Below are 21,885 nucleotides of genomic sequence, written 5' to 3' on the forward strand. Positions count from 1 at the left end.
TTTCATTTTTATTAAAAAATGGACTTAGACGATAAAATATTTTTATATCAACACAAAAATAATCGTGCGCGCACACGAACAATTCTTAAAAAGTTTCGTACATTTGCCGTGCACGTGCACGAAAAATCAGTTTCATCCATGGATTCCAAACAAAAAATCCGCATCAAGGATATCGCCAGAAAGGCCGGCACATCTGTCGGCACGGTAGATCGTGTGTTGCATAACAGAGGCGAAGTAAAAGAAGAAACCCGTGTTAAAATCCTTTCTATTATAGAGGAACTCAATTATACACCGAATCTTTTAGCCAAATCCCTTGCATCAAAAAAATTATTTCGCATTGCGGTGCTTCTGCCAGCCGGAAATGCAGGTAATCCATACTGGTCAAAACCCATTGCCGGCATTAAAAGAGCTGAAGATGAGTTAAAAGATTACAATTTTGCGGTAGATATTTATACCTTTAACGATGCAAACGAAAAATCGTTTTTCGAAGCACGTGATGAAGTACTGAAAAACAATCCGGACGGAGTTCTTTTCAATCCTGTATTCCGTGAAGCGGCCATGCAGTTTACCATTTTGCTGGATGAATTAGAAATACCGTATGTATTTTTTGATGTCAATATTGATTCCGGTAATCCACTGGCCTATTTCGGACAGGATGCCTGGCAAAGCGGCTTTGTTTCAGGAAAGCTTATCAATTACGGCATTTCGGATAATTCAACCGTACTTGTATTGAAACTGGCAAACAACAAGGTGATTTCTCACCATATTTTAAAGCGGGAAAAGGGATTTTTGAGTTATTTTGACAACTACGGATTAAAAAACATCAGGATCATCTCAAGGGAAGTTGACCTCCTCCACCCCACAGAATTGAAAGATACATTGCAGAAATGTATTAAGCAGGTGGACAATCTGGCAGGAATTTTCGTTTCCGGCTCAAGGGTATATCAGGTTGCAAAATTGTTTGATGACCTTGAAATAAATAATACAATTTTGATCGGATACGACCTGATAGATGAAAATCTGAAGTACCTTAATAAAGGGGTTATCGATTTTTTAATCAGTCAGAAACCGGAAGAGCAGGGCTATAATGGTGTTATGTCATTATTCAGACATTTAGGTGCTGGAAACAATATAGAAAAGATTAATTACAGCACCATTGATATCATCATGAAAGAGAATCTGAAGTATTTAAAACAATAATTATAACTAACTAACTAAATTATTAATATTAAAACTTTATCATGACAGCAGTAACAAAAAGTATTGGCAAGTACAGGTTTAGAATCCTGGCCATGTTGATTTATGCTACCACGGTCAACTACTTCGACCGAAGTATTATTGGTATTATGGCTCCTGATCTTATGGAATGGTTCCATTGGACAAATACGGATTATGCACATATTATGGTTGCATTTAAAATTGCTTATGCAATCGGTATGTTAAGTATGGGTGGAATCATTGACCGTTTGGGAACCAAAAAAGGGTACATGCTTGCAATTGGAATATGGAGTATTTTTGGGATGTTGCATGCAACTGTAGTGAGTGAAGTTACTTTTCTTGGTTTCACATTAAGCAGTGTGGCACTGTTCGCCATCGCACGTTTTGGACTTGGATTTGGTGAATCAGGCCACTTCCCTGCAGCACAAAAAACTGTTGCCGAATGGTTTCCCAAAAAAGACAGGGCTTTTGCAACCGGCATTTATAATGCAGCAACCAGTATTGGTGCCATCGCAGCCCCTTTTGTGATTGGTGCTGTTGTATGGTGGACCGGAGGTGACCGAGGTCAGGGTAATTTTATGCATTGGCAATATCCATTTTTAATAACCGGTGCCTTAAGTGCTTTTTGGGTATTCTTATGGATTAAAACCTATCAGAAACCTGAAGAACACCCAAAACTTGGCAAAGAAGAATTGGAATACATCAACAGTGATTCTGTTGTGGAAAGTAAGGAAAAACTATCCTGGGCAAAAGTGCTTCCAAAGCGCCAAACCTGGGCATTTGCCACAGCAAAGATTACAGATGCTGTATGGTGGTTTTACCTTTTCTGGGGAGCAAAATTTTTGGCGGATAAATTTGAAGTCGATATTCACAATATAGGTATCCCATTCATGATTATGTATCTGCTGGCGGATGGCGGTAGTATTTTCGGTGGATGGCTATCCGGTAAATTCATGCGTCAGGGCTGGTCAATCAATAAGGCACGTAAAATGACATTATTAATATGTGCATTGATTATCCTTCCAGTAGCTTACGTTGCTATAACCGAAAGTAAATGGTTAGCGGTGGTACTGATTGGTATTGGAGCTGCAGGACACCAGGCCTGGTCAGCGAATATTTTCACACTGGTATCCGATGTATTCCCCAAAAAAGCTGTTGGTTCAGTAACAGGTATTGGTGGTATGATTGGTGCAGTTGCAGGTATTGTTGGCGACCTTGCACTTGGAGAAGTTCTGGATGCTTCCGGTAATGCAGGTTATTTCTGGGCATTCCTTATTGCAGGTTCAGCTTACCTTATTTTATTAGGTTTCGTACACTTATTAATGCCTAAGATGACACCAATGGATGAAAATCTTAATCTGGTAAAAACAGAAGCTTAAACACAAAAATAAATTATATTATGAGTCATATTAAATATGAAATTCGTTACGCGTCTCACCCGAGCGACGCAAAATTGTATGATACACAAAGATTGCGTAAAGAATTTCTGGTTGAGACAATTTTTGAACAGGACATGATTAACATGGTATACACCGATTACGACCGAATTATTGTTGGCGGTGCTTATCCTGTAACAAAACCATTAAGTCTTGATGCAATTGATCCTTTAAAGGCAACCTATTTCCTCGAAAGACGTGAACTGGGTATTATCAATATCGGTGGTAAAGCTAAAATAACTGTCGATGAAGAAGTGATTGAGCTGGACTACAGAGAAGCATTGTATCTCGGAAGAGGTACAACCAAAGTTGTATTTGCATCTGCAGATGCTGCAAAACCAGCCAAACTGTATTTCAACTCTGCCCCGGCTCACAAAGCATACCCAAACAAAAAGGTAACACTGAAAGATGCGATAACTGTTGAACTGGGCGATTTAAATTCGTCCAATGCACGGAAAATTAATAAGCTGCTTGTCAACGGTGTGGTGGATACCTGTCAGTTACAAATGGGAATGACCGAGTTTAAGGAAGGTAGTGTCTGGAATACTATGCCGGCCCACACGCACACAAGACGTATGGAAGCATACTTCTACTTTGAGGTCCCTGAAGATCAGGCTGTGGTACACTTTATGGGTGAACCGCAGGAAACAAGACACATTTTTATGCACAATGAGCAGGCTGTTATTTCACCAACGTGGTCTATCCATGCAGGTGCCGGTACAGCCAAATATACATTCATCTGGGGTATGGGTGGTGAAAATCTCGATTACGGAGATATGGACACCCAACAACCTTCTGATTTGAGATAAGAACCAAAAAATAAAAATAAAGATGATTCAGGAATTATTTGATTTAACCGGCAAAGTTGCACTTGTTACAGGTGGAACCCATGGGATTGGAATGGCAGTAGCCACGACACTGGGAAAAGCCGGTGCCAAAATTTGCGTAAATGACATCTTTGACGATAAACTTGAGGCCTGTAAAGCAGAATATGCCAAAGAAGGCCTTGATGTGTACACATTAAATTTTGATGTTACCAGCGAAGAAGATGTAGATAAAGGAATCACAGAAATAGAAAAGAATGTTGGTCCGGTTGATATCCTGGTTAACAATGCAGGTATCATTAAGCGCATTCCGATACTGGACATGCCGATAAAAGATTTCCAGCAGGTAATCGATATCGATTTGGTGGCACCACTTATTGTTGCCAAACGTGTTGCACCGGGAATGATAGAACGCCGTTTTGGGAAAATCATTAACATGTGTTCCATGATGAGCGTTTACGGACGTAACTCTGTATCTGCGTATGCAGCAGCAAAAGGAGGTTTGAAACTGTTAACAGCGAACATGACCTGCGAGTGGGCTAAATACAATGTTCAGATCAACGGCATTGGTCCTGGTTATATCGCAACATCTCAGACTGCGGCCATTCGCGAGGGCAACCATCCGTTTAACGACTTGGTTATGACCCGGACTCCGGCGGGCCGTTGGGGTGAACCGGAAGATGTAGGGCATGCCGCTTTATTCCTGGCATCCAAAGCCAGTGATTTTGTTAACGGACACGTGCTTTACGTTGACGGTGGAATCCTTGCCAACTTTGGTTACGTAAAAGGAGAAAACGACATCTAAATTCAGAAAAAACCATTAATACCAACGTGTCTGGCAAAACTAAGACATGTTGGTATTTAATGCTTTTCACCAACTACAATCAAAACAACAAAACGAAATAGATTTTAAAAGATGACTTTACAGGTTAAACCAGCATCGGAGTGTACCTACGATTGCATTTCCTTGGGTGAGGTAATGTTACGCCTTGATCCGGGAGAAGGCAGAATCAGAACGACCAGACAATTTCGCGCCTGGGAAGGTGGCGGAGAATATAATGTGTCACGCGGACTGAAAAAATGCTTTGGGAAAAGGACTGCCATAATAACGGCATTGGCTGACAATGAAGTAGGAGCGCTAATTGAAGATTTCATGCTTCAGGGAGGACTGGATACCCAGTTTGTAAAATGGGTGGATTATGATGGTTGTGGCAGAACCGTTCGCAACGGGTTAAACTTTACCGAACGTGGCTTCGGTATTCGTGGAGCCAAAGGAGTATCGGATCGTGGCAATACGGCTGCTTCTCAACTAAAACCGGGCGATATTGACTGGGAATATATCTTTGGAACCTTAGGTGTTCGCTGGATTCACACCGGTGGAATTTTTGCTGCGTTATCGGAAACGGCTGCAGAAACAGTGATCGAAGCCGTTAAAATAGCCAAGAAATACGGAACTATCGTTTCCTACGACCTGAACTACCGTCCGTCATTATGGAAAGCCATTGGTGGCGAAGCCAAAGCTCAGGAGGTCAACAAGGAAATTGCGAAATATGTGGATGTGATGATTGGTAACGAAGAAGACTTTACAGCCTGTCTGGGACTTGAGGTTGCCGGAAACGATGACGAACTGAAAGAACTGGATCTGGGTGGATACAAATCCATGATTAAAAATGCAGTGAAGGAATATCCTAACTTCAAGGTTATTGCAACAACCTTGCGTACAGTAAAATCAGCCACTGTAAATTCATGGGGAGCTATTTGCTATGCCGACGGGGAAATCCATGAAGCACAACACCGCGAAGACCTGGAAATTATGGACCGTGTCGGTGGCGGAGACAGCTTTGCCTCCGGACTGATTTATGGCTTCCTTGAATTCAACGATGGTGCTAAAGCGGTAGAATACGGTGCTGCTCACGGCGCCCTGGCAATGACAACACCCGGCGATACTACCATGGCAACCTTATCGGAGGTAGAAAAGATTATCGGTGGTGGAAGTGCAAGAGTGGACCGATAAACAAGGCAAAAGGGGGAACGGTAAAGGAAAAAGTCAAAAGGAGAAAGTTAAAAAAGACGTAGAGAATTCAATTTTACAAATATGTGTTTTTTATATAATTTAATGATAAAATAAAGCGCATCATGAAAAATGATTTGGCTGAACGTCTCTTTAATTTTGCTGTAAGGAATATATTATTTTTGGGAAACCTGCCAGGAGAACCGGAATACAATAATATTCGATATCAACTTTCAAAATCATGTACTTCTCCCGGTGCCAATTATGAGGAAGCCCAGGCAGGCTCTTCAAAAGCTGATTTTATTTACAAAACTGAAATTTCGCTTAAAGAGATGCGGGAAAGTAGTTACTGGCTTCGTATAATTGATGCAACAATTTCTTTTGAAGGAGAGCTTAAAGAAGAGTTACGTTATTTACAAGATGAATCAGAACAATTAAAAAAAATATTAGGAAGAATCGTGGTAAATTCAAAAGCAAATATTTAAGATAAAGATAAATTGTAAAAATGTTTTTGACTTTTTACTTTTCAATTTTGCCTTTGTTCTAAAAACAGCTTTTGCCTTTTACCTTTTAATTTTAAAATTGATTATTATGGCCAGATTTGACAGAATGCATGTACTGAACACGGTAGTTGAAACCGGATTGGTACCTTTATATTATAACAAAGACGCCGAAATCGTAAAAAAAGTCATTAAAGCTTGCTACGATGGTGGTGCCCGTGTTTTTGAATTCACCAATCGCGGTGATTATGCACACGAAGTATTTTCTGAAGTGAATAAATGGGTTGCCGAAAATTGCCCTGAAATGGTTATGGGTGTAGGTTCTGTGGTTGATCCTGGAACAGCATCGCTGTACATTCAGCTTGGGGTTAACTTTATCGTTTCCCCATCACTGAATCCTGATATAGCTAAAGTTTGTAACCGCCGTAAGATTGCATGGATGCCTGGTTGTGGCACATTATCCGAAATCAATCTTGCTGAAGAACTGGGTGTGGAAATTGTAAAGATTTTCCCTGGCTCTGAGGTTGGTGGCCCTTCATTTGTAAAATCAATTAAAGCGCCATGTCCATGGACTAAGATCATGCCTTCCGGTGGTGTATCAACTGATCCTGAAAATCTGAAAGCCTGGTTTGATGCAGGTGTGTCCTGTGTTGGATTAGGATCAAAGCTTTTCCCTGCTGATGTCATTAAAAATGAAAAGTACGACGAAGTAACTGCAAAAGTAAAAGCTGCAATGAAAGTTGTACACGATCTTAAAAAATAACGTTATAATCCGATTGCCATGCGCATCAAAAATTTAATCTACGCATCCATAATTGTTGTACTTCTTGGTTCGTGTACCAAGGAAAGCGGAGTTACGGTAATTGTAAACAATTCAACCAAGGTTGAACGCACTCATGAAATCGTTTCTGTTCCTTTAGGTGCACTCCAAAAACACAGCCTTGATCTTTCCGGGACCTTGGTCGCAGAAAACCTTGGGAACGGATTATTTTTTCCGGTTCAGCTGAGTAAAGGGAAAGATTCTGATACGGCAACTGTAGCGTTGTTTCAGCCTGAAATAGCCGCAAATTCATCTGCTGAATTTTTGCTCAGAAACTTAAAACCGGGTGAAGCTGCACCGGACGAAGAGATTGTATGTTATTCACGATTTGTGCCTGAGCGCATAGACGATTACGCGTGGGAGAATGACCGTGTGGCTTTCAGGGTTTATGGTCCTGAAGCGCAGCGTCTCACTGAAGCGGGCGATCCGGGAGGAACTCTGTCAAGCGGTGTGGACTGTTGGCTCAAAAAGGTGGATTATCCCATTATCAACAAATGGTACAAAAAACCATCTGAAGGTGGAACATACCATGAAGACACCGGCGAAGGGCTGGATAACTACCATGTTGGCAGTAGTCGTGGCTCAGGTGGCACAATGGTTTTTGATGAAAAAACCGGTAAAATGTACGCCGCTAAAAACTATATTAAATGGCATAAGATCGAAGACGGCATTCTTCGGGGCGATTTTAAACTGGAATATGCGCCGTATGCCGCAGGCAACGACACGGTGACTGAAACAAAGTATATTTCGATTGATAAAGGTTCGAACCTGACGCGTTTTGAAGTGACCGTAGAAGGAACGGATGCCATTACTGTCGGAATAACACTGCATGAAAAGAAAAAAAAGATCAGTGCCGATGAAAATGCAGCCTGGTTCAATTTTGATGACAAAGCATATTTTGGTTCAGAATTAAATAATGCGGTTGTGGTTGATCCGAAATATGTAACCGGATACGAGGAATACATTGTAAATCAGCCCGAAAAAAGCCATCTACTATTCCACATGAAACCTATAGATGGCAAAATAATTTACTATGCAGGATTCTTCTGGAAAGAAAGCAAACAATTTGCATCAACTGAGGAGTGGGAAAAGTATCTGAACGATTTTGCGGTTCAGATTACAAAGCCACTTGAAGTAACAATTAAATAGAATATTAAGGTTAAATAAAAAAAAGCAGTGGCTATGACAGTCATTGCTTTTTTTATGTCATGAATTATACACGATTTTAGCTACATTTGCTAAAACCGTCATGTAATATGGTACTTAATTACATCTGGATAGCCTTTTTCGTAATTGCATTCATTGTCGCTCTCATCAGATTGATTTTTTTTGGCGACCTTGATGTTTTCCCCGAAATGATGAAAGCCACATTCGACAGTGCCGAAACAGGTTTTACAATTTCCCTGGGATTAACTGGTGTGCTTACCTTATGGATGGGGCTGATGAAAATTGGGGAAAAAGCCGGAGCTATTAACGGATTCGCAAAACTAATCGGCCCGTTTTTTCAGAAAATTTTTCCTGATCTCCCCAAAGGCCATCCGGCGTACGGTTCTATCGTCATGAATGTTGCAGCTAATATGCTTGGCCTCGATAACGCTGCTACGCCTATCGGATTACAGGCCATGAACCAAATGCAGGAAACCAATCCGAATAAAAAAGTTGCCAGCAATCCAATGATCATGTTCCTGGTACTGAATACCTCAGGGCTCACCATCCTGCCGATCAGTGTAATGGTTTACCGGGCACAGTTGGGAGCAGTAAATCCAACAGATATATTTCTCCCAATTTTACTTGCTACATTTTTCTCAACGTTAGCAGGACTGGTAAGCGTTGCCATTTACCAGAAAATAAATCTGTTTAATAAGGTGATACTATCCTATTTGGGAGGATTGACTGTTTTGGTTGCCGGAATGATTATTTTATTCATGAACCTGGATGAAGAGCAAATCAAGGTTGTCTCGAGTCTTACTGCCAACATTATCCTGTTTTCAGTGATCATTTTGTTTATAGGAATGGCAGCCATACGAAAAATAAATGTATATGATGCGTTTATTGATGGCGCAAAGGATGGTTTTAAAATAGCCATAAAAATAATTCCATATTTAGTGGCAATTCTGGTAGCTATTGGCGTTTTCAGAGCATCGGGTGCAATGGATGAACTCATCAGTTTTATTGCTGCCGGATTTCATCTTTTGGGAATCAATACTGATTTTGTGGAAGCACTTCCAACAGCTTTTATGAAACCATTAAGCGGAAGCGGCGCACGCGGTATGATGGTGGATGCCATGACGACGTACGGAGCAGATTCATTTGTTGGAAGAGTAGCGTCAACCGTTCAGGGTGCAACCGACACCACATTTTATATTATTGCCGTTTACTTTGGATCAGTGGGCATAAAAAATACAAGATATGCCGTTACCTGTGGTTTAATTGCCGATTTTGTAGGTATTGTAGCTTCGATATTGCTGGCCTACCTGTTTTTTCATTAATTTATTAGAATCAAGACTAAAAATTATCTTATATCTTGAATCTTGTTTCTAAAAATTTGAGAGATTAACAACGCGGTAAACTTCAGTTTTACTCTGATAAATAATTCTTAGTATATAAATCCCACTTGCCTTGGTTGCAAAGGTTTCGTCATATGAAGAAGAACCGGAAGGCATATTCTTTTCGTCAATCTTGGTACCATTTAGCGTATACACAGAAAGTACAGCATCTTCTGAAAGAGGATCCGTAAAATGCAATGTAAAATAATCACCTATAGCCGGCGAGGGTTCAATAAACTTTACAATTTTTTTATTGTTTGTGGGAATAAAGGTATCGCTCGGATTTTTATAAATCCTTACCACGGCATCCACATACAGGCTGCTATTCACAGGTGATCCTGAATAATTTGGGAACGTATTCCATGCATCATTCTGATAAAACCATGCAGTATTTTCACCACTCCCGCCACGATCAACAACCTGGTATAGTGCAAATGTATCAACCGGACCGTTTGACACTATTTCATACCCCGCATAAAAATCGTTACCAGTTTCAACATTCTCATCAATTTCTATAAAGTTTTCTTTATCGTTGTAATATGCCTTTGTATAATATCCTCCAGTGTTACCAAATTTGCTAACCGTTCCATCAATTTTCTGTGTTCTGAGCCATTCTTTTATATAAACCTGTTTACTCCACAATTCATTTCCGGGTTGCGCACCACCCTCCCATACTTTGAAGTTAATACTGGACGCCGATGATGCTGATCCCAGTTGTGGCACGAAATAAAGCCCCAGAACCTGCCCTTCATAGCCTTCTGTCAACTGGTAGTGTTCTGCATATTTTGTTATGCCTGCTTTATTAAATCCGCCAAGGTATCCATTTGAGCCCAGGCTGACAACGTTAATATCTTCTCCCTTTTTTACATTACTTATGCGCTCTACTGTATCCAATTCTTCCGGAATATAACCATCCAGTTTCAGTGAACCGGAATTTAAAGGATCGAGCCAGTATTTCAAGGTTTTCGTCTGATCCGAATGTGATGTCCATACTTTACTCAGACAAAAAAAGAAATCATTGATCATATTGGTACAACTTGCCTGACCAGCACTCAAAGCTCCAATAATATACCCTTCCTGATTAAACAGTGGACAACCGGATGATCCACCTTCAGTCACTCCTGATTCCCAATCCTTAATCCACCAGTGGGAATAGGTTTTATAATAATAATTGTTTACAATAAGTGATGTGATCCCAACAGCATCTTCGTCACGCGATATTTTTTTTACATCACCATTAGGATGATGTATTGCAACAACATCAGTCACTGAAGTTACTGAAGCATCCCATCCACTGTAATACGCCCTGTATGCGGCTGGAGGAATCACACTCATTTCAACCAGTGCATAATCAGAATTTTTAAACTCTTCCTGCTCGGAATATGCCCTCATATATCCGCCTGCAACGGTTTGCTCACGGCTTCCTTCAATCGTGTTGTAGCAATTGGGCACCTGGTAATTAAATATAAAAATGGTACCGTACGCATTAAAGCTATGATCTGTATAACAGTGTGCAGCAGTAAGAACGTATGGAGTACCGTCTTCTGCTGTATTATTGATCAATGATCCGGAACACAACTCATTACCGTCGATAATCATTTTAACAACACTCTGCGATTGCTGATCCCAGCCATTTTCACAACTCAGATTCACCTCGCAGGCCTGGCTGCTACCAAAATTACCAATGGGAATATCCTTTAAAATATCATTTATTCCCATAAAATCGTGATTAATAGTGCCGATCTCCAGTTCACCTCCGAAAGCCACATTAGCAGGTTCGATGTATTCTACAATGAGCTTGTCTCCATCCAATGGCATCACCGGTAAAATTCCACTTGCTTTATTGTTGGCAGATGTAAAACTTCCCAAAATCTGGGTCATTTCAGGATTATAAATAAACAATTGAGCTCCTGAAGGAATATGATATTTACTGAATATGATATTTAAAGATTTGGCGCCCTCTGACGAAACAAGTAAGCGCCATACTTTAGAACCATCACTTAGTGTGCTCCACACTCCCGAGTTATCCGGTGTCAGATCTACAGGAAAGCTTTCAGCAAACTTTAAGGTTTTTAAGTGGATTTTATCAGCATCAAAACTTTGCGATTTTAAAGCGCTTCTGATTTCGGGCATTTTTACCTCATCAAATGATAATCTCTTCATTCCCATCGCAGAAATTCCTACCGGCTTTCCGCCATGACTGATTTGTGCCGTACTGCAAAGCGCAACAAGAGAGAGTAATATCACCAAGGGAAAGGTCCTCATCCAAATTATTTTGTACAAATATAGAAAATTTTATTTCTCTGCTTTTTATCCATAATCAGTGCTCAGACTCTGTTGATGCAGGCAGCTCAGCCCCTTTATCCTTTTTATCTCCTTTTACTAACGAAAAAGCCATGATAATATTGGAGAACAGTATAATAAATAAAAGTATGCCAGCTTCAAAATCCGGTAGTTTCAATTCTTTAGGAATGGCAAAAAACAGAAGTACTGAAATCAGGCCCCTGGGAGCAAGAAATACCTGTGGATACATATCTTTTCTATCTACAAAATAAAACTGTATCCATCTCGATCCATAAATTACAACCAGACTAATAAGACTTAGCACTATGACCTGGGCATGAAATAAACTGGTAACAGCCAGCGATGCACCAAATATGACGAAGAAAAATGTTCTGACCACAAAAGCAGTTTCTGCCGTCAGAAATTTAAAATCATTTAATATGATAGAGCATCGTTCCGGGTTATAATGTTTTTTAAAGAACCTGCGAAAAAAGATCTGTGGATTCGCCAACGCCAGACCAAACATAAGAATGATCAGTAACGATGAAATATGGAACATTTTCCCCACCGAATACAGCAAAAGCAAAATAGCAATCAACAGGGTTAACTTTATATTCTTCTTAATTTTTTGTAATCCTATTAATAATGCATATGCTACTACCACTGATATAATAATAGTAACCAGGATATTTCCTGTAACTTCTATTCCAATCATGGCTGAATTAGTCTCACCGATATTCTCAATCAGAAGATAAAATGCCATAATACCGAGAATATCTGAAAAGGTGCTTTCGTAAATCAGAAACTCTTTTTTGTCCTCGGCCAGATGGGCCACACTGGGCAATACGATAGCACTGCTTATAATTGAAAACGGCATAGCATACACCAGGGATATAATATACTCAATATGTGGAATGAATGCCTGCACAATAAATGCAATCAAAAACGTATTGACCACAAAAGATATAAACGCTACCGTAAAAGACGTCATAATCATCTTTGTCTTTTTACGCGTAAGTTTTAAATCAATTGATGCCTCAAGAACAATCAGAATCAACCCGACAATTCCCAGAACCTCCAGTACCGGCATCCAGTTAATTTTATTGTAACCTGCCATATGCAATCCTTCACGTAAAAGCATACCCAATATAATCAACATTAAAACACTGGGAATACGTGTCTTAGATGATAACAGGTTAAAAAAATAAGAGATCACCAGTATAATGGATGCCCCTATGATCAGCGTATATGAATTAAATTCCATTTCAAATATTTACGACAAATGTATTCAAACAGTTTAAATTATTTAACATTGGTTGAATATTTCCCAAAATTCTCAATCTTTTTATTCAACTACTTAAACAAGAAAATTCTCATAATGTTAATATTTGTTCAATAATAACCGTAGGAGATTCCAATTTAAAAACATTAATTTCGAAAAAACAATATCCTAAATTCTGCGAAATCTTAGGAATTATAACATTTCACCCCTGTTTTTATTCTAAATTGAATTTTTCAGGGCATTTTTACTAATATTTTTTTGCAGGTATCAATATAAGGTGTACATTTGTCAATCAAAATTTGAAATTGATGATATCAAAATTACATACAGTTCTTAGCCTCGTCGTGGTGGTCATTCTAATTGGATACAGAATGAAATGAGAACGGTACGTAATTAAACAAGGATATTCTAAGGCCTTTCTCACTTCAAACAGAGAAAGGCTTTTTTAATGTTAAGGGAGATACAGAAAAGATTGATGAATATGAAGACACCACTTAGAAGTGACACCGTCACACAGGGTAGAAAAATGGCAGGAGCCAGAAGTTTATGGAGAGCAAACGGAATGAAGGAAGAGCAGATCGGCAAGCCGATTATTGCCATCGTAAATTCCTTTACACAGATGGTTCCTGGTCACGTTCACCTTCAGCATATAGGACAGCACATTAAAGGTTTAATTGAAGAAAAAGGTTGTTTTGCAGCCGAATTTAATACGATTGCTATCGACGACGGTATTGCCATGGGACATGGAGGGATGTTATACTCCTTACCATCGCGCGACCTGATTGCCGACAGTGTGGAATATATGTGTAACGCACACAAGGTGGATGCCATGGTCTGCATAAGCAACTGTGACAAGATTACTCCGGGAATGCTGATTGCTGCCATGAGGCTTAATATTCCAACGGTATTTGTATCAGGAGGACCTATGGAAGCCGGTAATGCACTTGGAAAACAGTGGGACCTTGTTGATGCCATTGTGATGGGAGCCGATGATAGTATAGATGATGAAACCGTAAGGGCAGTAGAACAGAATGCCTGCCCTACCTGCGGATCATGCTCCGGTATGTTTACGGCCAACTCTATGAACTGCCTGAATGAAGCCATCGGTCTGGCACTACCAGGAAACGGAACCATTGTGGCAACCCATAAAAACAGAACTAGATTGTTTGAAAAAGCAGCCGATATTATCGTTGAAAATGTATGGAAATACTACCGCGACGGTGATGAATCGGTTCTGCCCCGCTCCATTGCAACAAGAGATGCATTTATGAACGCTATGACACTGGATATTGCCATGGGTGGTTCAACTAATACAGTACTGCATATTCTGGCAATTGCGCATGAAGCCGGTGTAAATTTCACTATGAAAGACATTGATGAACTGTCGCGCAAAATTCCGGTTCTGAGTAAAGTGGCTCCCAACTCAAATTATCATATTGAAGATGTAAACCGTGCCGGTGGTATTATCGGGATACTCGGCGAACTGGAACGAGGCGGCTTACTGGAAACAGGCGTTTCAAGAGCTGACGGTTTATCATTGAAAGAAGCCATTAATCAGTGGGACATCATGCGCGATACTGCCAGCGAAGAAGCCAAACAGGTATTCCTTAGTGCTCCGGCTGGTGTCCGCAGCAAGGAAATGGGTTCACAGGAAAAATATTACCGTCAGCACGACAGCAACCGTGAACGTGGCTGCATCAGGGATATTGAACATGCCTACTCCAAAGAGGGTGGATTAGTTGTGCTTTTCGGAAACATTGCACAGGATGGATGTGTTTTGAAGACTGCCGGTATCGATGAGGATTTGTTTGATTTTTCAGGAACAGCTAAGGTTTATACCTCTCAGGATGCTGCTGTGGATGGTATTTTAGGCGGAGAGGTCAAAGCCGGCGATGTGGTAGTGATCACCTACGAAGGTCCGAAAGGAGGTCCGGGAATGCAGGAAATGCTCTATCCTACGTCCTATATTAAATCACGCCATCTGGGCAAAGAATGTGCCCTGATTACAGATGGACGATTCTCAGGAGGAACATCCGGTCTGTCTATCGGACATATTTCACCGGAAGCAGGCGCAGGAGGCAATATTGGTCTTGTAAAAGATGGCGACATCATCGAGATTAGTGTTTCAAAACGTTTGCTACAGGTAAAACTCAGCGATGTGGAATTAGCAGAGAGAAGAAAAGAAGAAGAAAAATATGGCAAGGATGCATTCACTGCCCGCAACAGGGATCGTGAAGTATCCAATGCATTAAAAGCATATTCAAAATTTGTTACAAGTGCCGACAAAGGCGCAGTTAGAATCATAGAATAAACGCAATAGATATGGCAACAGAAAGAATTTCAGGCTCAGAAGCAGTTATTCGCTCTTTGATTGAAGAAAAGGTAGAGTTGATCTTTGGTTATCCGGGTGGTGCAATTATGCCCATTTACGATGCCCTTTACGACTACAGAGACAAAGTAAAACACGTTTTAACCAGACATGAGCAGGGTGCTATTCACGCTGCACAGGGTTATGCCAGGGTCACCGGAAATGTCGGTGTATGTTTTGCCACTTCAGGTCCGGGTGCCACAAACCTCGTGACAGGACTTGCTGATGCAAACATCGATTCAACTCCGCTCGTCTGCATTACCGGTCAGGTTGCATCACCACTTTTAGGTACTGATGCATTCCAGGAGTCTGACGTTGTGGGTATTTCTATGCCGGTCACAAAATGGAATTACCAGATCACTAAAACTGAAGAAATTCCTGAGGTTCTGGCCAAGGCATTTTATATTGCCAGAACAGGACGTCCGGGTCCGGTTTTAGTTGATATAACCAAAGATGCACAGTTTAAAGAACTGGACTTCTCATATACTAAAACCAAAAAGATCAGAAGCTACATTCCGGAATATGAAATTGATCCGACCAAAATTGACGAAGCAGCCGAGCTAATTAATAAAGCACGTAAACCACTTCTGCTTTTTGGACAGGGAGTTATTTTATCGCACGGAGAACGTGAGCTTAAGGAATTTATTGAAAAAACAGGAATTCCTTCTGCATGGACGTTACTGGGAACCAGTGCACTGCCTACTGATCATCCGTTGAATGTTGGTATGCTGGGAATGCATGGCAATTACGGTCCAAACATTAAAACCAACGAGTGTGATGTATTGATTGCTGTGGGAATGCGTTTCGATGACCGCGTTACCGGCGATGTGAGCCGTTATGCCAAGCAGGCCAAGGTGATACACATCGAGATTGATCCGGCAGAGATTGACAAAAACGTAAAAACTGAGGTGGCAATTTTGGGTGATGCCAAAAAGGCACTCCGTTTCCTTACGTATGCGGTTAAGCCAAACCATCATGATGCATGGTTACAGGAATTTAAAGATTGTTACGATATCGAACTCAAAAAAGTCATTGAGAATGATATCCATCCTAAAAAACCTGGATTGACCATGGGAGAGGTTGCCCGTATCCTTGCTGAAAAAACCGATAACAACTCTGTTTTGGTTACCGATGTTGGTCAGCACCAGATGATAGCCAGCCGCTATTTTAAATATACCAAATCCAGAAGTGCCGTAACATCAGGTGGTCTAGGAACCATGGGATTCGGCCTTCCGGCTGCCATTGGCGCAAAATTCGGTACTCCTGACCGCGAAGTTTTTGCCGTTTGCGGTGATGGCGGATTCCAGATGACCATGCAGGAAATGGGAACCATAGCACAGGAAAAACTTCCTGTAAAAGTTGTGATCCTGAACAATAACTTTTTAGGAATGGTACGCCAGTGGCAACAGCTGTTTTTCGAAAAACGCTACTCATTTACGAACCTCAACAACCCTGATTTCATTAAACTGGGCGACGGGTTTGGTGTTCCTTCTGTAAGGGTGACCGAACGCAAAAATCTTGAGGAAGAGATTCAGAAAATGATAGATCACAAAGGTCCTTACCTGCTTGAGGTTATGATTGAAAAAGAAGACAATGTATTCCCGATGGTTCCAACCGGAGCATCTGTATCAGAGATTCTTCTTGAAGTACCAAAAAAATAAGGAGTAACAACACAAAAAAAGAAAATCATGAAACAGGAATATATCATATCTGCTTTTACTGAAAATAACATTGGTTTGCTAAACCGGATCACCATTATTTTTACGCGCAGAAAAATCAATATCGAAAGTCTTACCGTTTCGGAATCTGCCATAAAAGGCATCAGTAAGTTTACCATTGTAATTGAAGTAACCGAAGATACCGTTAAAAAAGTGGTAACACAAATTGAAAAACAGGTTGAGGTTCTGAAAGCATTTTATCATACCAACGATGAGATGATCTTCCAGGAAGTGGCCTTATATAAAGTTCCAACTGAAGAATTGATGAAAACAGATCTTATTGAAGGGTTGATCCGAAAATATAATGCCCGCATTCTTGAGGTAACTCACGATTTTACGGTTATTGAAAAGACAGGCCACAAATCAGAGACACAGGAATTTTTCGACCAGCTGAACCAGTTTGGTGTAATGCAGTTTATTCGCTCCGGACGAATAGCTATTACACGTTCTTCTATCGAAAGACTTTCAGAGTTTCTCAGAGAAAGGGATGCAATTTTAGATAAACTGTCAAATTAGTATCAAGATACAAGAATCAAGACACAAGACATAAGACTTGATCTTAACATGTAAAAGTCACATGTTCTCCTTTAGGTTGCTAAGTAGTCCCGAAACAATGCTGGAACATATCGAAGCAAAAAGGAGGTGTTCCTGACGCTTCGGTCAGGAATAGAGGATTTAATCAAATTAAGAAATCCTGATACGTGATACATGATACTTGATTCTAACATGACAAAGCTCATATTTTGGGTAAAATTGACTATCTTTGCAGCCGTCTAAAAAATTTGATTTTAAACAGGATATAATAAATAAATAAACATGGCAAATTATTTTAGCTCACTTCCTTTTCGTCTGAAAGTACAGGAGTTAGGCAAATGCGACTTTATGGACAGCGCCGAATTCGACGGAGGTGTGGATTATTTAAAAGGGAAAAAAATCGTTATCGTTGGTTGTGGTGCACAGGGTTTAAACCAGGGACTTAATTTACGCGACAGCGGTCTGGACGTAAGTTATGCACTGCGCCAGTCAGCAATTGATGAAAAACGTGCATCCTATCAAAATGCTACTGAAAATAATTTCAAAGTTGGCACTTATGAAGAACTGATCCCCACTGCTGATTTAGTGATCAACTTAACACCGGACAAACAGCACACCAATGTAATTGAAGCTGTTGTTCCGTTAATGAAAAAGAATTCATGTCTTTCTTACTCTCACGGTTTCAACATCGTGGAAGAAGGAATGAAGATCCGTGAAGACATTACAGTAATAATGGTAGCACCTAAATCTCCGGGTTCTGAGGTTCGTAACGAATACCTCCGTGGCTTTGGTGTTCCTACATTAATTGCGGTTCACCGCGAAAACGACCCGAATGGCGACGGTATGGAAATTGCCAAAGCATATTGCGCCGGAACAGGTGGTCATAAAGCCGGTGTTCTGCACTCTTCTTTTGTTGCTGAAGTGAAATCAGACTTAATGGGTGAGCAAACCATTCTTTGTGGTCTGCTACAAACCGGATCCATTCTGATGTTCGACAAAATGGTTGAAAAAGGCATTGACAAAGGATATGCTTCTAAACTAATCCAGTACGGATGGGAAGTAACAACTGAAGCGTTGAAATTCGGTGGGATCACCAACATGATGGATCGTCTGTCAAATCCAGCCAAGGTTGAGGCTTTTAAACTGGCTGAAGAAATGAAAGAGATTATGCGTCCGCTGTTTATCAAACATATGGATGACATTCTGGACAGCACCTTCTCTACCACCATGATGGAAGACTGGGCTAACGGCGATAAAAACCTGTTGACATGGAGAGCTGCAACAGCCGAAACAGAATTTGAAAAAACTCCGGCTTCTGATGTTACGATCCCGGAACAGGAATATTTTGATAATGGCACGTTAATGGTAGCCTTTGTAAAAGCAGGTGTGGAACTGGCATTCGAGTCCATGACCGAATCCGGCATCAAACCTGAATCTGCTTATTACGAATCGCTGCACGAAACGCCTCTTATTGCTAACACCATCGCCCGCAAAAAACTGTACGAGATGAACCGCATTATTTCTGATACTGCAGAATACGGTTGTTACCTTTTCGATCATGCCTGCCGTCCGCTTCTGGCCGATTTCATGTCGTCTGTTGACACCAATGTTATCGGAAAGAACTTTAACGATGGTAAAGACGCCCACGTCGATAACAAGGAACTGATTGAAATTAACGATGAGATCCGTTACCACGATGTGGAAATTGTTGGTGCCGAGTTGCGTGAAGCCATGGCAGCCATGAAGAAAATCGTTTAACAGATTATTCAGATTCACAATAACAAAGAACCCGCTTAAAGCGGGTTTTTTTGTCTATAACGCTAAAATAGCGAGGGTTTCGTTCCAAACGAAGCCCTCGCTTTGTGTTTTTAAAGTTTTATCCATGAAATATTTAATGTAATTTTAGATTCTCAAAGTTGAAATGCCCCTGTTCCCAAAGGAACCTTCTGTAAAGAATTACTTGATGAATTAGAAAGATAATATATAAGGCAGAAATAACAACAATTGAGTAGATAAGTCTAGCTTGGTGAAAGGTTAAAAAACAGCTCTCCATGATATTTAAGTCTGAAATTGAAGATATTATAACGAATGATTTAAAAAAAGTTATAGAAACTGAGATTTTTTATCAATATGCAGTATTTGATGTGGCGCTTAAGGAAATATTACTAAAGCAATCCTTAAAATTTTCTGATCCAAATACTTTTAATGACCCTTTTGATTGTAACGAGAAACTATTAAGAATAAACTATGACGAAAAACTAGTTGAAGAGACAATTAATAATTTATCAGTAAAAATTTCACGACAGGAAAGAAGAGAACTAAAAAGAAAGTTCAAGAATCAGAGTAATCAGGCTGAAATATTAAAAGAGAAAAGGAAGGAATACAAATTGTCATGCTTTTCCGAAGTTAATAATGAGGTTTTAATGTGGTCATACTATGCTGATAAGCACTCTGGTATCTGTATTGGATTTAATTTTCCTCATAAATATGATGGTAAATTCATTTTGTGTCCTGTTAAATATCTCGCCGAATTGAGAGAACTTGATGGTGCAACCGATCTTTATCGGATTATTCTATACTGGTTGACAACTAAATCAATTAGATGGAAATATGAAAAAGAAATTCGAGCAATTTCACGATGTAAAGATCAAAAATCGGAACATGAGTACATCAATTACGAAAGTAAATATGTTAAAGAAATAATTTTTGGCTGTAATGTTCCTGATAAAAAAATTGAGGAGGCGATTGAGAAAATAAGGAAAAGCAATTTAGATTTTAATAATATCACTATCAAAAGAATGATAATCAACGAAAATAATTTTTTACTAAGTGAAAAAACCATAAAACCCTGCAAATAAGATTGTTACACAACAATAGAGTTAAAAAAATAAATATAAAAGCAAAATCTTTTTTTACAAGTGGCTAAGATTCTACTGCTGCCCCTCAAACATTTACTCAACATTTTGTTAAATTCACACACATGAAAAACTTTAAAAATACATTGATTCAGATATCACACGATGGCATGGGATCAGGCGATGAAGCCTTGGGTCTGCAACTTATTACCAACTATTTTAAGTTGATTAATGAAGAAGATGAATTGCCCCGTTTTATTGTATTTTACAATAGCGGCGTAAAGTTAATTTGTAAAGGTTCTCCTGTTACTGACGTTGCCAAAGCATTGGAACAAAAAGGGGTAAAGCTGATGGCCTGTAAAACCTGTCTGAAGCATTATGACTTAATGGACAAAATTGAAGTTGGCATTGCAGGAACGATGATGGATATTATTGAGCTGCAAAAAATAGCTGATAAGGTTATTACGCTGTAAAATCCTTATAAAACAAAGCGAGGGTTTCGTTTTGAATGAAACCCTCGCTTGTTATATCGGAATAATACTAATTTTTTCCTAATGCTTTCAGCATGGTACGGCCAATGTCAGATGGTGATTTTACCACATGAATGCCACAATCTGCCATAATTTTCATTTTGGCTTCTGCCGTATCGGCTTTACCACCCACAATGGCACCCGCATGTCCCATACGTTTTCCTTTTGGAGCAGTCTGACCTGCAATAAACCCAACAACCGGTTTGGTTCCGTTTTCCTTAATCCATTCGGCAGCCTCAACCTCCATGCTACCACCTATTTCACCAATAAGTATAATACCCTCCGTTTCCGGGTCATTCATAAACATTTCCACGATATCTTTGGTGGAAGATCCTATAATAGGGTCACCACCTATACCGATACACGATGACTGGCCTAAACCAACCTGCCCTGTCTGATAAACGGCTTCATATGTTAATGTGCCAGAACGTGACACGATACCAATTTTACCCGGTGTATGAATAAAGCCAGGCATAATACCAACTTTACCGGCTCCCGGTGTAATAATTCCCGGACAATTCGGACCAACCAGACGGGCTTGAGTTTCTTTCAGATATTCCTGAACCTTAACCATATCCTGAGTCGGAATGCCTTCCGTAATGGCTACAATTGTTTTAATTCCGGCCTCAGCAGCTTCCATAATGGCATCGGCAGCAAATGGCGGCGGAACAAAAATTACGGAAACATCAGCCCCTGTTGCTTTTACTGCTTCAGAAACTGTATTAAAAACAGGCAGGTCCATATGCAATGTGCCTCCCTTACCAGGAGTTACACCACCTACCACATTTGTGCCGTATTCAATCATTTGACCGGCATGAAAGGATCCCTCTTTTCCTGTGAATCCCTGAACAAGTACTTTTGATTCTTTAGTGAGAAGTATTGCCATCTTTTTTTTGAACTAAGGTTAAGTATTGTGTTTACGTTACAGAACAAGATGCCTTTGCAAAATGTTTAAAACGG

Annotated in this window: 18 protein-coding genes; 15 read left to right on the plus strand and 3 right to left on the minus strand. The window is 40.1% G+C overall.

Going from position 1 to position 21,885, the window contains the following annotated elements; translation table 11 throughout:
* Positions 1-18: 18 nt before the first annotated feature.
* From ACE1ET_RS11480 to ACE1ET_RS11520, 9 genes are all read left to right on the plus strand, one after another.
* Positions 19-1,200: a LacI family DNA-binding transcriptional regulator gene (locus ACE1ET_RS11480; RefSeq protein WP_375728552.1), complete on the plus strand. Its 1,182-nt coding sequence runs from the start codon at positions 19-21 to the stop codon at positions 1,198-1,200.
* 41 nt (positions 1,201-1,241) lie between these two features.
* Complete coding sequence (locus ACE1ET_RS11485; RefSeq protein WP_375728553.1) at positions 1,242-2,597, plus strand: MFS transporter; 1,356 nt, start codon at positions 1,242-1,244, stop codon at positions 2,595-2,597.
* Positions 2,598-2,617: 20 nt separating this feature from the next.
* A complete protein-coding gene (gene kduI, locus ACE1ET_RS11490; RefSeq protein WP_375728554.1) occupies positions 2,618-3,463 on the plus strand; it encodes a 5-dehydro-4-deoxy-D-glucuronate isomerase in 846 nt (281 codons plus the stop codon).
* 22 nt (positions 3,464-3,485) lie between these two features.
* Entirely contained in the window at positions 3,486-4,283 is a 798-nt protein-coding gene (locus tag ACE1ET_RS11495) for a gluconate 5-dehydrogenase (RefSeq protein WP_375728555.1), read from the plus strand.
* Positions 4,284-4,394: 111 nt separating this feature from the next.
* A complete protein-coding gene (locus tag ACE1ET_RS11500) occupies positions 4,395-5,492 on the plus strand; it encodes a sugar kinase (RefSeq protein WP_375728556.1) in 1,098 nt (365 codons plus the stop codon).
* A 122-nt stretch (positions 5,493-5,614) separates the two neighbouring features.
* Positions 5,615-5,974, plus strand: coding sequence for a four helix bundle protein (locus ACE1ET_RS11505; protein ID WP_375728557.1), 360 nt, complete (start codon positions 5,615-5,617; stop codon positions 5,972-5,974).
* Between the two features lie 106 nt (positions 5,975-6,080).
* Complete coding sequence (locus tag ACE1ET_RS11510) at positions 6,081-6,752, plus strand: bifunctional 4-hydroxy-2-oxoglutarate aldolase/2-dehydro-3-deoxy-phosphogluconate aldolase (protein ID WP_375728558.1); 672 nt, start codon at positions 6,081-6,083, stop codon at positions 6,750-6,752.
* 18 nt (positions 6,753-6,770) lie between these two features.
* Positions 6,771-7,958: a DUF4861 family protein gene (locus ACE1ET_RS11515; protein WP_375728559.1), complete on the plus strand. Its 1,188-nt coding sequence runs from the start codon at positions 6,771-6,773 to the stop codon at positions 7,956-7,958.
* Positions 7,959-8,065: 107 nt separating this feature from the next.
* The gene (locus ACE1ET_RS11520) at positions 8,066-9,298 is read left to right on the plus strand and encodes a nucleoside recognition domain-containing protein (protein ID WP_375728560.1); all 1,233 of its coding nucleotides are present in this window, start codon (positions 8,066-8,068) and stop codon (positions 9,296-9,298) included.
* A 48-nt stretch (positions 9,299-9,346) separates the two neighbouring features.
* On the opposite strand, the gene ACE1ET_RS11525 is transcribed toward ACE1ET_RS11520, so the two are convergent.
* Entirely contained in the window at positions 9,347-11,620 is a 2,274-nt protein-coding gene (locus ACE1ET_RS11525) for a trypsin-like peptidase domain-containing protein (RefSeq protein WP_375728561.1), read from the minus strand.
* 55 nt (positions 11,621-11,675) lie between these two features.
* On the minus strand, positions 11,676-12,902 hold the full coding sequence (locus tag ACE1ET_RS11530) for a cation:proton antiporter domain-containing protein (protein ID WP_375728562.1): 1,227 nt from the start codon (positions 12,900-12,902) through the stop codon (positions 11,676-11,678).
* A 499-nt stretch (positions 12,903-13,401) separates the two neighbouring features.
* Here ACE1ET_RS11530 and ilvD point away from each other — a divergent pair, with 499 nt between their 5' ends.
* From ilvD to yedF, 6 genes are all read left to right on the plus strand, one after another.
* Positions 13,402-15,231, plus strand: a complete 1,830-nt coding sequence (gene ilvD / locus ACE1ET_RS11535) for a dihydroxy-acid dehydratase (RefSeq protein WP_375728563.1) — start codon at positions 13,402-13,404, stop codon at positions 15,229-15,231.
* An 11-nt stretch (positions 15,232-15,242) separates the two neighbouring features.
* The gene (gene ilvB, locus ACE1ET_RS11540; protein ID WP_375728564.1) at positions 15,243-16,949 is read left to right on the plus strand and encodes a biosynthetic-type acetolactate synthase large subunit; all 1,707 of its coding nucleotides are present in this window, start codon (positions 15,243-15,245) and stop codon (positions 16,947-16,949) included.
* Between the two features lie 27 nt (positions 16,950-16,976).
* Positions 16,977-17,522 (plus strand): acetolactate synthase small subunit, encoded by a 546-nt coding sequence (gene ilvN / locus ACE1ET_RS11545; protein WP_375728565.1) that lies wholly within the window; start codon positions 16,977-16,979, stop codon positions 17,520-17,522.
* A 300-nt stretch (positions 17,523-17,822) separates the two neighbouring features.
* Positions 17,823-19,298: a ketol-acid reductoisomerase gene (ilvC, locus tag ACE1ET_RS11550; protein ID WP_375728566.1), complete on the plus strand. Its 1,476-nt coding sequence runs from the start codon at positions 17,823-17,825 to the stop codon at positions 19,296-19,298.
* Positions 19,299-19,591: 293 nt separating this feature from the next.
* Entirely contained in the window at positions 19,592-20,398 is an 807-nt protein-coding gene (locus ACE1ET_RS11555) for a DUF2971 domain-containing protein (RefSeq protein WP_375728567.1), read from the plus strand.
* Between the two features lie 122 nt (positions 20,399-20,520).
* The gene (gene yedF / locus ACE1ET_RS11560) at positions 20,521-20,868 is read left to right on the plus strand and encodes a sulfurtransferase-like selenium metabolism protein YedF (protein WP_375728568.1); all 348 of its coding nucleotides are present in this window, start codon (positions 20,521-20,523) and stop codon (positions 20,866-20,868) included.
* A 67-nt stretch (positions 20,869-20,935) separates the two neighbouring features.
* Here yedF and sucD read toward each other — a convergent pair whose 3' ends face one another.
* Positions 20,936-21,811 carry a succinate--CoA ligase subunit alpha gene (gene sucD / locus ACE1ET_RS11565; RefSeq protein ID WP_375728569.1) on the minus strand — a complete coding sequence of 292 codons (876 nt, stop codon included), beginning with the start codon at positions 21,809-21,811 and terminating at the stop codon, positions 20,936-20,938.
* Between the last annotated feature and the right edge of the window lie 74 nt (positions 21,812-21,885).

The sequence above is a fragment of the Quyinboa mangrovi genome (assembly GCF_042219825.1).
Lineage (GTDB): Bacteria > Bacteroidota > Bacteroidia > Bacteroidales > UBA5342 > JBHJHP01.